General features: G+C 70.6%; 11 protein-coding genes. All 11 read left to right on the forward strand.

All coding sequences use genetic code 11. The annotated features are described in order from the left end of the window. Window positions 1-2 precede the first annotated feature (2 nt). Window positions 3-1073, forward strand: a complete 1071-nt coding sequence (gene thrC / locus ACIGFK_RS21430; RefSeq protein ID WP_376657953.1) for a threonine synthase — start codon at window positions 3-5, stop codon at window positions 1071-1073. 345 nt (window positions 1074-1418) lie between these two features. Beyond that, on the forward strand, window positions 1419-2345 hold the full coding sequence (thrB, locus tag ACIGFK_RS21435) for a homoserine kinase (RefSeq protein WP_069921954.1): 927 nt from the start codon (window positions 1419-1421) through the stop codon (window positions 2343-2345). Between the two features lie 424 nt (window positions 2346-2769). Then, a complete protein-coding gene (gene rho, locus ACIGFK_RS21440) occupies window positions 2770-4851 on the forward strand; it encodes a transcription termination factor Rho (protein ID WP_376662369.1) in 2082 nt (693 codons plus the stop codon). Window positions 4852-5133: 282 nt separating this feature from the next. Further along, entirely contained in the window at window positions 5134-6234 is a 1101-nt protein-coding gene (locus tag ACIGFK_RS21445) for an LCP family protein (RefSeq protein ID WP_376658932.1), read from the forward strand. Between the two features lie 171 nt (window positions 6235-6405). After that, window positions 6406-6624 (forward strand): 50S ribosomal protein L31, encoded by a 219-nt coding sequence (rpmE, locus tag ACIGFK_RS21450; protein ID WP_007266580.1) that lies wholly within the window; start codon window positions 6406-6408, stop codon window positions 6622-6624. Window positions 6625-6751: 127 nt separating this feature from the next. Further along, on the forward strand, window positions 6752-7831 hold the full coding sequence (gene prfA, locus ACIGFK_RS21455; RefSeq protein WP_376658933.1) for a peptide chain release factor 1: 1080 nt from the start codon (window positions 6752-6754) through the stop codon (window positions 7829-7831). A 69-nt stretch (window positions 7832-7900) separates the two neighbouring features. Then, window positions 7901-8746, forward strand: coding sequence for a peptide chain release factor N(5)-glutamine methyltransferase (gene prmC, locus ACIGFK_RS21460; protein ID WP_030008688.1), 846 nt, complete (start codon window positions 7901-7903; stop codon window positions 8744-8746). 49 nt (window positions 8747-8795) lie between these two features. Continuing rightward, window positions 8796-9443 (forward strand): L-threonylcarbamoyladenylate synthase, encoded by a 648-nt coding sequence (locus tag ACIGFK_RS21465; RefSeq protein WP_376658934.1) that lies wholly within the window; start codon window positions 8796-8798, stop codon window positions 9441-9443. Then, a complete protein-coding gene (locus tag ACIGFK_RS21470) occupies window positions 9440-10069 on the forward strand; it encodes a protein-tyrosine-phosphatase (protein WP_376658935.1) in 630 nt (209 codons plus the stop codon). Before ACIGFK_RS21465 ends, ACIGFK_RS21470 begins: the two co-directional genes overlap by 4 nt. Window positions 10070-10265: 196 nt before the next feature. Next, window positions 10266-11495, forward strand: coding sequence for a serine hydroxymethyltransferase (glyA, locus tag ACIGFK_RS21475; protein ID WP_376658936.1), 1230 nt, complete (start codon window positions 10266-10268; stop codon window positions 11493-11495). Window positions 11496-11611: 116 nt separating this feature from the next. Further along, entirely contained in the window at window positions 11612-12946 is a 1335-nt protein-coding gene (locus ACIGFK_RS21480) for an MraY family glycosyltransferase (protein WP_376658937.1), read from the forward strand. The last annotated feature ends 252 nt before the right edge of the window (window positions 12947-13198 follow it).

Genomic DNA, 13198 nt, shown 5'->3' on the forward strand with positions numbered 1-13198 from the left:
CCATGAGCAGCAATCGCACCCACCAGTGGCGCGGCATCATCGAGGAGTACCGGGACCGCCTGCCGGTGACGGACACGACTCCCGTGGTCACGCTCCGCGAGGGTGGCACTCCTCTCGTCCCCGCTCAGGTGCTCTCCGAGCGCACCGGCTGCGAGGTGCACCTCAAGGTCGAGGGCGCGAACCCGACCGGGTCCTTCAAGGACCGCGGTATGACGATGGCCATCACCAAGGCCAAGGAGGACGGCGCCAAGGCCGTCATCTGCGCCTCCACCGGCAACACCTCGGCCTCGGCCGCCGCGTACGCGGTGCGCGCCGGGATGGTCTCCGCGGTGCTCGTGCCCCGCGGCAAGATCGCGCTGGGCAAGATGGGCCAGGCCCTCGTGCACGGCGCGAAGATCCTCCAGGTGGACGGCAATTTCGACGACTGCCTCGACCTGGCCCGCTCGCTGTCCGACAACTACCCGGTGGCGCTGGTCAATTCGGTCAACCCGGTACGCATCGAGGGTCAGAAGACGGCTGCGTTCGAGATCGTCGACGCGCTCGGTGACGCGCCCGACATCCACGTGCTGCCCGTCGGCAACGCCGGCAACATCACCGCGTACTGGAAGGGCTTCAAGGAGTACAAGGCCGACGGCCTGGCCTCCCGTACGCCCCGCGTGTGGGGTTTCCAGGCCTCCGGTTCCGCGCCGATCGTGCGCGGCGAGGTCGTCAAGGAGCCGCACACCATCGCCACCGCGATCCGCATCGGCAACCCGGCCTCGTGGGACTACGCGCTGGCCGCGCGCGACGAGTCGGGCGGTTTCATCGACGAGGTGACGGACCGCCAGATCCTGGCCGCCTACCGGCTGTTGGCCTCCCAGGAGGGCGTCTTCGTCGAGCCCGCCTCGGCCGCTTCGGTGGCGGGTCTGCTCAAGGCCGCCGAGCAGGGCCTGGTCGACCCCGGCCAGAAGATCGTGTGCACGGTCACCGGCAACGGCCTGAAGGACCCCGACTGGGCGATCGCCGGCGCTCCGCAGCCGGTCACCGTTCCGGTGGACGCCGAGGCCGCCGCGATCCGGCTCGGCCTGGTCTGACGCCGGAGCCGGTTTTGGAAGTTCCCGGAGTTCCGGAGGGCCGCGACGCCCTCCGGAACCCGGCAACTCACCCCGTACGGCCATAAAGGGGCCGTCGAAACCGGTCTCGGACCGGTCTCGAACCGGTCCGAGCGTTCGAAGGGTGCGACACGCATCGTGCGCCTCCTGTGCGCCCTATGTCGCGAGAGAACCTTCCTTCGATACGCTGTACTTACATCCGCCACCGCGCATATGACCGTGGTGCTGCCCAGAGGGCCTTCGGGTGTCGTACGTTCTCAAGTACATTTCGCAGCGAGCCAGCGAAGAGCGAAGTTCTCGCACAGTCACAAGGAGTGTCTTCGGACGATGGCCGGTCCAGCGTTCCGCGCCGCCGCCGTACGGGTGCGCGTCCCCGCCAGCAGTGCCAATCTCGGCCCGGGCTTCGATGCCCTCGGCCTGGCCCTGGGGCTCTACGACGACGTAGTCGTCCGGGTGGCCGACTCCGGCCTGAACATCGACATCGCGGGCGAGGGTGCCGACACCCTCCCGCGGGACGAGAGTCACCTGCTCGTACGCTCCATGCGCACCGCCTTCGACCTGCTGGGCGGACAGCCGCGCGGCCTCGAGGTCGTCTGCGCCAACCGCATCCCGCACGGCCGTGGCCTCGGCTCCTCCTCCGCCGCCATCTGCGCCGGCATCGTCGCCGCCCGCGCCGTGACCATAGGCGGCGAGGCCAAGCTCGACGACGCGGCGCTGCTGGAGCTGGCCACCGAGATCGAGGGCCACCCCGACAACGTCGCCGCCTGTCTGCTCGGCGGCTTCACCCTGGCGTGGATGGACGGGGGCAGCGCCAAGGCGATCCGGATGGACCCCGCCGATTCCATCGTTCCGGTGGTCTTCGTACCTTCCAAGCCCGTCCTCACGGAGACCGCGCGCGGCCTGCTGCCGCGCACTGTCCCGCACGTGGACGCGGCCGTCAACGCAGGTCGCGCAGGTCTGCTGGTGGAGGCCCTGACCAGGCGTCCCGAGTTCCTGCTGCCGGCCACCGAAGACCGGCTCCACCAGGAGTACCGGTCCCCGGCGATGCCCGAGAGCGTGGCACTCGTCAACCGACTGCGGGCGGACGGCATCCCCGCGGTCATCTCCGGCGCGGGCCCCACGGTCCTCGCGCTGGTCGACAACGACGCGGCCGACAAGGTCGCGCAGCTCGCGGGCGAGGGGTGGGCCGCGAACCGGCTCGCGCTCGACGCCGCGGGTGCGAGCGTGCTTCCGCTGGGTACCCAGGGCGGCTAGGACAGATCAGAGCCGGCCAGGGGCGGGCGGTCAGGGCAGGCCGCCCGCGCGGAAGCAGCGCGATTGCCGGTGATCGAGAGGGGGAATATCTGTTGGATCCGGTAGTGTTAGTCTCAAGTGCGCATCGGAAGCCGTCATGGCTCGGTGCTCAGTGTCCCCATCCGGGACCACCTTTCTTCCGGGAGCCTCCCCGACTGCTTTGATCACTTCCAGCAGTTTCGAGCACGCTCCGGAATCGGCGTGACATTCCCACGCTTTCAGCTCGGGGGCTTCTCGCCGGAACCAGCCACGCACGTTTCTTTCCGCCGTATCTCCCACCGGCGGACCACCGCCCCGGCACGGTCCACACCTAGGACCGTCGTCGGACAGCACAACCGGTCGCCGAGCCAGACAGGCCGACGTCCGCTCCAGGGAAGGACCCTTCGTGAGCGACACCACCGATCTGATGGGCGCTGCCGACACCTCTGTCGACACCAGTGCTCCCGCCGCGGGCGCCGCGCCCAAGCGTCGCCGCACCGGCACCGGCCTTGACGGCATGGTCCTCGCAGAGCTCCAGCAGGTCGCGTCCGGCCTCGGCATCAGGGGCACCGCGCGGATGCGCAAGAGCCAGCTGATCGAGGTCATCAAGGAGGCGCAGGCGGGTGGCGGCGCCCCCAAGGCCGCAGCCTCCGCCGCCGCCGGCGAGGCCGCCGAGGCCAAGCCGAAGCGCCGTGCCACCAGCAAGGCCCGCACGGGCGAGGCCGCCGCCGAGGCGCCCGCCGAGAAGCCCGCCGCCGCTCCGGCGCAGATCGAGATCCCGGGCCAGCCGGCCAGCGAGGACGCGCCGGTCGGCGAGCGCCGCCGCCGTCGGGCCACCGCCCCGTCCGGCAGCCCGGAGGGCTCGGCTCCCGCCACCGTCGTGCAGGTCGAGCAGAAGACCGAGACGGTCGCGGCTCCGCAGGCCGACGCCAAGGCCGAGGCCGCGACCGCGGTCTCCGCTCCTGCTCAGGACGGCGAGGGCCGCGGCCGTCGCGACCGTCGTGACCGCGGGGACCGCGCCGAGCGCGGTGACCGTCAGAGCCGCCGCGAGCGCGGTGCCAAGGCCGACGAGCAGGGCCAGGGCGGCCAGGGCCAGGGCGCGCAGGGCGGCCAGGGCGGCCGTCAGGACCGCGCCGAGCGCGGCGACCGCCAGCAGCAGGGCGGCGGCCGCGGCCAGGGTCAGGGCCAGCAGGGCCGTCAGGACCGTCAGGGCCCCCAGGACAACGGGCCGCAGGACGACTTCGACGACGAGGGCGGCCGTCGTGGCCGTCGCGGCCGCTACCGCGACCGCCGTGGCCGTCGCGGCCGCGACGAGTTCGCGCCGAACGAGCCGCAGGTCGCCGACGACGACGTGCTGATCCCCGTCGCGGGCATCCTCGACATCCTCGACAACTACGCGTTCATCCGGACCTCGGGCTACCTGCCCGGCCCCAACGACGTGTACGTCTCCCTCGCCCAGGTCCGCAAGGCGGGTCTGCGCAAGGGTGACCACACCACCGGTGCCGTGCGCCAGCCCAAGGACGGCGAGCGCCGCGAGAAGTTCAACGCACTCGTGCGACTGGACTCCGTCAACGGCATGGCTCCCGAATCCGGGCGCGGACGGCCGGAGTTCCAGAAGCTGACCCCGCTGTACCCGCAGGACCGGCTCCGCCTGGAGACCGACCCGGGCGTGCTGACGACCCGCATCATCGACCTCGTGTCGCCGATCGGAAAGGGTCAGCGAGGCCTGATCGTGGCCCCGCCGAAGACCGGCAAGACCATGATCATGCAGGCGATCGCCAACGCGATCACCACGAACAACCCCGAGTGCCACCTGATGGTCGTCCTGGTCGACGAGCGTCCGGAAGAGGTCACCGACATGCAGCGGTCGGTCAAGGGCGAGGTCATCTCCTCGACCTTCGACCGCCCGGCCGAGGACCACACCACCGTTGCCGAGCTGGCCATCGAGCGCGCCAAGCGTCTCGTCGAGCTGGGTCACGACGTGGTCGTCCTGCTGGACTCCATCACCCGTCTGGGCCGCGCGTACAACCTCGCGGCGCCCGCCTCCGGCCGCATCCTGTCCGGTGGTGTCGACTCGACCGCGCTGTACCCGCCGAAGCGCTTCTTCGGTGCCGCGCGCAACATCGAGGACGGCGGCTCGCTGACCATCCTGGCCACCGCGCTGGTCGACACCGGCTCGCGCATGGACGAGGTGATCTTCGAGGAGTTCAAGGGCACCGGCAACATGGAGCTCAAGCTCGACCGGAAGCTCGCCGACAAGCGCATCTTCCCGGCCGTCGACGTCGACCCGTCGGGCACCCGCAAGGAGGAGATCCTCCTCAACGCGGAGGAGCTCGCCATCGTCTGGAAGCTGCGCCGGGTGCTGCACGCGCTCGACTCGCAGCAGGCGATCGAGCTGCTGCTCGACAAGATGAAGCAGACGAAGTCGAACGCCGAGTTCCTGATGCAGATCGCGAAGACGACTCCGTCGGGCAAGAACGACGACTGAGTCATCGGCTCGCAGAACACGGCCGCCCCCGTCGCACGCGCGACGGGGGCGGCCGTCTTCGTACCGTGCGACCTTCGCCACACGCCGGCCCCGCCCGAACCGGAGGCTGCGGGGCTGTGCGCCGCAGGGAAACCGCAGGTGAGGGTGGGGTTACGCAAGGTTCGTGGCGGAACGCGCCCTTCGTTGCCCCGGCACGGGCCCCTCGGCGGCCTTGGAACCCTGAGGGACGTTCGGCCGTCTGTGACAAGGGACAGGGGACCCGCATTCAGGACTGAGGAGAGCATGAGCCAGGACAGCAACGGCGCCGGCCACCGTGCCGCGGGCCGGCGACGCCGTAAGCCCGCGAAGCGCCGCAGGGGCCTCGTCATAGCCGCCTGGAGCGCTGCCGGTGTGGTCCTGCTGGGCGGGGCGGGCCTGGGCTGGTTCTACTTCAAGCTGAACGGCAACCTGAAGACGGTCGACATCGACCAGGCGCTGGGCAAGGACCGCCCGCAGAACATCGACAACGGTTCGATGGACATCCTCGTCCTCGGCTCCGACTCCCGCGGCGGCGAGAACTCCGAGTACGGCCAGGACGACGGCGGCTCCGCCCGCGCCGACACGGCGATGATCGTCCACCTGTACGAGGGCCACAAGCAGGCCAGCATCGTCTCCATACCCCGCGACACGATGACCGCCCGCCCCTCGTGCCCCACGGGCAACGGCAAGACCGACCCGGGCGGCCAGCGCCGGCAGTTCAACGAGGCCTACACGATCGGCGGGGCCGCCTGCGCGGTCAAAACCGTCGAGAAGATGTCGGGCATCCGCATGGACCACTACATCGAGGTCGACTTCACGGGCTTCAAGAAGATCATCGACACCCTCGGCGGGGTCGAGGTGACCACCACCAAGCCCCTCAAGGACTCCTACAGCCACCTGGACCTCCCGGCCGGCCCCAACCGGCTGAACGGCGAGCAGGCGCTCGGCCTGGTCCGTACCCGCCACGCCGTCGGGGACGGCGGCGACCTCGGCCGGATACAGCTCCAGCAGGCCTTCATCAAGGCGCTGATCAAGCAGGTCAAGACCGTCGGGCTGTTCGACAACCCGAAGAAGCTGCTCGACCTCGCCGACACCGGCACCAAGGCGCTCACCACCGACAAGGCGCTCGGCGACGTGAAGTCCCTCATGGGCTTCGCCCAGAGCCTGCAGGGCATCGACTCCCAGAACATGCACATGATCACGCTGCCGGTCACCACGGACGCGATCGACCCCAACCGCGTGGCGCCCCTGAAGAAGGAGTGCCAGCTCGTCTGGGACGCCCTCCTGGCAGACCGGCCGATCCCCGCCGAGGCCACCGCGAACTCCACCGGCGACAAGGGCACGGCAGGTTCCGTCGTCCGGTGACGACGTCTTCGGGGCCTGCAGGAATAGATGCCGGTCCGCCTCCGTTGAGGGATGCGTCCTCAGAATTTTGACAGGCAGCCCGGTCCTGGCAGACTGGTCTGTCGGCCCCGGTTCACGCAGTGCGCAATTCGGCTCCTGCGACCCGGCGCCCTCCCGAATCTAGGAGACACCTTGAAGCGCGATGTTCACCCCGAGTACGTCGAGACCCAGGTCAGCTGCACCTGTGGCGCGTCGTTCACCACCCGTAGCACCCTGACCGAAGGCACCATCCGTGCCGAGGTCTGCTCCGAGTGCCACCCGTTCTACACGGGCAAGCAGAAGATCCTCGACACCGGTGGCCGTGTGGCCCGCTTCGAGGCCCGCTTCGGCAAGGGTGCGGCCAAGAAGTAGCGCGACCCAGGCGCCGGTTTCCGGTCGCCCCCTGACCATCCGGGGGCGGCTGGACCGGCGCCTTTGTCGTCGTCCCGGTCCCTGACCACTTGCAGCCCTTTCGTACTTTTACCCCAGGAGTCTCCCGATGTTCGAGGCGGTCGAGGAACTGGTTGGCGAACACGCCGACCTCGAGAAGAAGCTCGCCGACCCTTCGGTGCACTCGGATCAGGCCAACGCGCGCAAGCTGAACAAGCGCTACGCGGAGCTGACCCCGATCATCGCGACCTTCCGGGCGTGGAAGCAGTCGGCCGAGGACATCGAGACGGCCAAGGAGCTCGCGGCCGACGACCCCGACTTCGCGGCCGAGGTCAAGGAGCTCAGCGCCCAGCGCGAGGAGCTCACCGAGAAGCTCCGCCTGCTGCTGGTCCCGCGCGACCCCAGTGACGACAAGGACGTGCTCCTCGAGGTCAAGGCGGGCGCGGGCGGCGACGAGTCGGCGCTGTTCGCCGGCGACCTGCTGCGCATGTACCTGCGCTACGCCGAGCGCGTGGGCTGGAAGACCGAGATCATCGACGCCACCGAGTCCGAGCTCGGCGGCTACAAGGACGTCCAGGTCTCCGTCCGCACCAAGGGCGGCAACGGCGCCACCGAGCCCGGCCAGGGCGTGTGGGCCCGCCTGAAGTACGAGGGCGGCGTGCACCGCGTCCAGCGCGTTCCGGCCACCGAGTCGCAGGGCCGCATCCACACCTCCGCCGCCGGCGTGCTCGTCACCCCGGAGGCCGAGGAGGTCGAGGTCGAGATCAACGCGAACGACCTGCGCATCGACGTGTACCGCTCCTCCGGCCCCGGCGGCCAGTCCGTCAACACCACCGACTCGGCCGTGCGCATCACGCACCTCCCGACCGGTGTGGTCGCCTCCTGCCAGAACGAGAAGAGCCAGCTCCAGAACAAGGAGCAGGCCATGCGCATCCTGCGTTCGCGCCTGCTGGCCGCCGCCCAGGAAGCCGCCGAGCAGGAGGCCTCCGACGTGCGCCGCAGCCAGGTGCGCTCCGTGGACCGTTCCGAGAAGATCCGTACGTACAACTTCCCGGAAAACCGGATCTCGGACCACCGCACCGGATTCAAGGCGTACAACTTGGACCAGGTGCTCGACGGCGACCTCGACTCGGTCATCCAGGCCTGCGTCGACGCCGACTCCGCCGCCAAGCTCGCAGCCGCGCAGTAGGCGGACGCGCAGTACCGCGGAACCACCCCGTACCACCCCCCCCGTACGACAGCAGCCCGGAGGACCAGCGTGAACTTGCTGCTTGCCGAGGTGGCCCAGGCCACCCAGCGGCTGGCCGCCGCCGGCGTGCCCTCACCGCGTTTCGACGCGGAAGAGCTCGCGGCCTTCGTGCACGGCGTCAAACGGGGGGAACTGCACCACGTCAAGGACGCGGACTTCGACGCCCGCTACTGGGAGGCCGTCGCCCGCCGCGAGGCGCGCGAGCCGCTCCAGCACATCACCGGCCGCGCGTTCTTCCGGTACCTGGAGCTCCAGGTCGGTCCCGGGGTGTTCGTGCCCCGGCCCGAGACCGAGTCGGTCGTGGACTGGGCCATACACGCCGTGCGCGCGATGGACGTCGTCGAGCCGCTGATCGTCGACCTGTGCACCGGCTCCGGCGCGATCGCGCTGGCCATGGCGCAGGAGGTGCCCCGCTCGCGCGTGCACGCGGTCGAGCTGTCCGAGGACGCGCTGCGGTGGACCCGCAAGAACGCCGAGGGCTCCCGGGTCACCGTCCACCAGGGCGACGCGCTCAGCGCGCTGCCCGAGCTGGACGGGCAGGTGGACCTCGTCATCTCCAACCCGCCGTACATCCCGCTCACCGAGTGGGAGTACGTCGCCCCCGAGGCCCGTGACCACGACCCGGAGATGGCCCTGTTCTCCGGCGAGGACGGCCTCGACACCATCCGCGGCATCGAGCGCACCGCGCACCGGCTGCTGCGGCCGGGCGGCATCGTCGTCATCGAGCACGCCGACACCCAGGGCGGCCAGGTCCCGTGGATCTTCGCCGAGGAGCGGGGCTGGGCCGACGCCGCAGACCACCCCGACCTCAACAACCGCCCGCGTTTCGCGACCGCCCGCAAGGCCCTGCCGTGATGGGCGCGATCCTTCCCGTGACCCCCCCGCTGCTTGAGGAGGCCCGCTGATGGCCCGGCGATACGACTGCAACGACGCGACGGACCGCAAGACGGGCCTGCGCGAGGCCGCATCCGCCGTCCGCCGTGGCGAGCTCGTCGTGCTGCCCACCGACACCCTGTACGGGATCGGGGCGGACGCCTTCAGCCCGGAGGCCGTCCACGACCTCCTCGCCGCCAAGGGCCGCGGCCGCGGCATGCCCACCCCGGTGCTCATCGGCTCCCCGAACACCCTGCACGGCCTGGTCACGGACTTCTCCGAGCAGGCGTGGGAGCTCGTCGACGCCTTCTGGCCGGGCGCACTGACGCTCGTCGCCAAGCACCAGCCGTCGCTGGCGTGGGACCTGGGGGACACCCAGGGCACCGTCGCCGTGCGGATGCCGCTGCACCCCGTCGCGATCGAGCTGCTGACCGAGGTCGGCCCGATGGCCGTCTCCTCGGCGAACATCTCCGGCCAGCCGGCGCCCGAAGACTGCGACGCCGCGCGCCAGATGCTCGGGGACTCCGTCTCCGTGTACCTGGACGGCGGGCCGACGCCCGGTATCGAGCCGTCGTCGATCGTCGACGTCACGGGGAAGGTCCCGGTGCTGCTGCGGGCCGGTGCGCTCACCGCCGAGCAGCTGCGGGAGGTCGTACCCGACCTCGAGGTCGCCCCGTGAGCCCTGAGGGGCGTGGCATAGCGAAGGACTCGTTCCGCATACTCCACGTCAGCACCGGCAACGTCTGCCGCTCGCCGATCACCGAGCGGCTGACGCGGCACGCCCTGTCGCACCGGCTGGGCGGGCTCGTCTCCGGGGACCTCATCGTGGAGAGCGCCGGTACCTGGGGCCACGAGGGGGCCCCGATGGAGGCGAACGCGGCCGCGGTGCTGGCGGACTTCGGAGCGGATGCGTCCGGTTTCACCGGGCGGGAACTGCTGGACGAGCACGTCATCCGGGCCGACCTGGTGCTGACCGCCACGCGGGACCACCGGGCGCAGGTCATCTCGATGGGGCACTCGGCCGGGCTGCGGACCTTCACGCTGAAGGAGTTCACCCGGCTGGTGCGGGCCATAGACCCGGCCACGCTGCCGCCGCTGGACGACGGCATGGCGGAGCGGGCGCGGGCGCTGGTGCGGGCCGCCGCGGCGCTGCGGGGGTGGCTGCTGGCGCCGTCGCCGGACGCGGACGAGGTGTACGACCCGTACGGGGCGCCGATCACCTTCTTCCGCTCGATCGGCGACGAGATCAACCAGGCGCTGGAGCCTGTCGTCACTGCCCTGACGGGCGTTCCCGCTTCGCGCTGAGCCGTTGGGGGTGGGCGGTGCGGTGCGGGTTCCGCTGCGCGGAGCTGGTCCCCGCCCCGCCCTTTCTCCGTTTCCCGGGGCTCCGCCCCGGACCCCGGTCCTCAAACGCCGGACGGGCTTAATGGCGGTCAAAGGGGGCATTTCGGCACTCCGGGGCCTACAGTGGCTGGTACCCGGTAGCCCCTGGAGTCGCGCCATGAGCGTCATCACCCAGCCCACGGACCTGTTGCGGCAGCAGGATCCGCAGATGGCCGACGTACTCGCCGGGGAGCGGCAACGGCAGGCCGGCACGCTGCAGATGATCGCCGCCGAGAACTTCACCTCCGGCGCGGTGCTCGCCGCGCTCGGGTCGGTGCTCGCCAACAAGTACGCCGAGGGGTACCCCGGTGCCCGCTACCACGGCGGGTGCGAGTACGTCGACGTGGCCGAGCGGGTCGCCATGGAGCGGGCCACCGCGCTGTTCGGGGCCGAGCACGCCAACGTCCAGCCGCATTCGGGTTCTTCCGCCGTGCTGGCCGCCTACGCGGCGCTGCTGAGGCCAGGGGACACCGTGCTGGCGATGGGGCTCCCGTACGGCGGGCACCTCACGCACGGCTCGCCCGCCAACTTCTCCGGACGCTGGTTCGACTTCGTCGGGTACGGGGTCGACGCCGAGACGGGGCTCATCGACTACCGGCAGGTCCAGGAGCTGGCCCGCACGCACCGGCCCAAGGCGATCGTGTGCGGCTCCATCTCCTATCCCCGCCACCCCGAGTACTCGGTGTTCCGGGAGATCGCCGACGAGGTGGGTGCCTACTTCATCGCCGACGCGGCCCATCCGATCGGGCTCGTGGCCGGCGGGGCCGCGCCCAGCCCCGTCCCCTACGCCGACGTCGTGTGCGCGACCACGCACAAGGTGCTGCGCGGTCCACGTGGCGGGATGATCCTGTGCGGCTCCGAATTCGCCGAGCGCATCGACCGGGCGGTGTTCCCCTTCACGCAGGGCGGCGCCCAGATGCACTCCATCGCCGCCAAGGCCGTTGCGTTCGGCGAGGCGGCGACCCCCGCCTTCACCACCTACGCCCACCGGGTCGTCGCCAACGCCCGGGTGCTCGCGCAGGCGCTGGAGGAGCACGGGTTCGCGATCACCACCGGCGGTACCGACACCCACCTGATCACCGCGGACCCGGCACCGCTGGGCCTGGACGGCCCGACCGCCCGGGGCCTGCTGGCCGCCGCCGGGATCGTGCTCGACACCTGCGCCCTCCCGTACGGGGACCAGCGCGGGATCCGGCTCGGGACCGCGGCCGTCACCACCCAGGGCATGGCGGAGGCGCAGATGGCCGAGATCGCGGGTCTCTTCGCCCGCGCACTGCGCGGGGACGGCGCGAAGACCCGTACGGAGGTCGCCGATCTCACGAGGGAATTTCCCCCTTACGGGGAGTAATGGGGGCAAGCGGGGCGTACTGCAACCGGGATGCGGCCCCCTCGCGTCCTCGGTGGAGGGGACATCGCAGCTAATGTGTGGGGCTGAGATGGCCGGCGATACATCTGGGGCAGCCAGTGCGTGAATATCTGCTGACGCTTTGCGTCACGGTGGCGGTGACCTACCTGCTGACCGGGCCCGTGCGGAAGTTCGCGATCGCGGCCGGGGCCATGCCGGAGATCCGTGCCCGCGACGTGCACCGCGAGCCCACCCCGCGCCTCGGCGGCATCGCGATGTTCGGCGGACTGTGCGCCGGCCTGCTCGTCGCCGACCACCTGCGCAACCTCAACGGCGTCTTCGAGCTGTCGAACGAACCGCGCGCACTGCTCTCCGGAGCGGCCCTGATCTGGCTCATCGGCGTGCTCGACGACAAGTTCGAGATCGACGCCCTGATCAAGCTCGGCGCGCAGATGATCGCCGCCGGTGTGATGGTCATGCAGGGCCTGACGATGCTGTGGCTCCCGGTGCCCTTCATCGGCACGGTCGCGCTCACCCAGTGGCAGGGCAACCTGCTCACCGTCGCGCTCGTCGTCATCACCATCAACGCCGTGAACTTCGTCGACGGCCTCGACGGCCTGGCCGCCGGCATGGTCTGCATCGCCGCGTGCGCGTTCTTCCTCTACGGCTACCGGATCTGGTTCGGCTACGGCATCGAGGCGGCTGCCCCCGCGACCCTCTTCGCCGCGATCCTGATGGGCATGTGCCTCGGCTTCCTGCCGCACAACATGCACCCGGCGCGCATCTTCATGGGCGACTCGGGCTCGATGCTCATCGGCCTGGTGCTCGCCGCCGCCGCGATCTCCATGACCGGCCAGGTGGACCCGGACGCGATGGCCCTGTTCGCCGGCGGTGAGCGCAACGCGACGCACGCGATGCTCCCCGTCTTCATGCCGCTGGTGCTGCCGCTGACCATCATCGCGATCCCGGTGGCCGACCTGGTCCTGGCCATCGTCCGGCGTACGTGGAAGGGTCAGTCGCCCTTCGCCGCCGACCGCGGACACCTGCACCACCGGCTGCTGGAGCTCGGGCATTCGCACAGCCGCGCGGTGCTCATCATGTACTTCTGGTCGGGGCTCATCGCCTTCGGTGCGGTGGCCTATTCGGTGCACTCCACCTCGATGTGGATCGTGCTCGCCATCGCCGCACTGAGCGCCGTGGGCCTGATCCTGCTGCTCCTGCCGCGCTTCACCCCGCGCGCACCGCGCTGGGCCGAGGGCCTGGTCCCGCCGCGCTACCGGCACGCCGCACGAGCCGCGGAGGCCGCGGCGGAGGCTGCCCTGCAGGACGACTCGGGTGCCGAGCCGGAGCCCGTCAGGCCGATCGCGGCGGGGGTGTCCGGCGTCAACGGGGCGACCGCCGTGGGCCCCCGTTCGCGCTTCCCCGACCGGCGTAAGGCTGAGTCGACGCGCTGACGACGGCGGGTGCATGTCGGACATCAACGCCCTTTAGCACACAAGATTGCCGGTTGTCGCGCACACACGCGCAGGGTCCCTCTCATGTGTGACAGTCAGCACACCCACCAGGTAAAGCTCTCATCAAATAGTTTGTGATACCGTTCACTAAACCCGGCGACAGAGCCGAAGGACCGTAGTGCGACGGTCCATTGGCCCGAGGACCTCACTCGGACCGGGCTTACGCTCGTCCCGTACGAGTCCCGTGCCCCC

The organism is Streptomyces sp. NPDC085524 (genome assembly GCF_044541755.1).
GTDB lineage: Bacteria > Actinomycetota > Actinomycetes > Streptomycetales > Streptomycetaceae > Streptomyces.

Coding starts and splice junctions, on each gene's coding strand:
- ACIGFK_RS21465 (WP_376658934.1), top strand. CDS start 8,796: ATGGCCCGGCGATACGACTGCAACGACGCGACGGACCGCAAGACGGGC.
- thrB (WP_069921954.1), top strand. CDS start 1,419: ATGGCCGGTCCAGCGTTCCGCGCCGCCGCCGTACGGGTGCGCGTCCCC.
- thrC (WP_376657953.1), top strand. CDS start 3: ATGAGCAGCAATCGCACCCACCAGTGGCGCGGCATCATCGAGGAGTAC.
- ACIGFK_RS21445 (WP_376658932.1), top strand. CDS start 5,134: ATGAGCCAGGACAGCAACGGCGCCGGCCACCGTGCCGCGGGCCGGCGA.
- glyA (WP_376658936.1), top strand. CDS start 10,266: ATGAGCGTCATCACCCAGCCCACGGACCTGTTGCGGCAGCAGGATCCG.
- prfA (WP_376658933.1), top strand. CDS start 6,752: ATGTTCGAGGCGGTCGAGGAACTGGTTGGCGAACACGCCGACCTCGAG.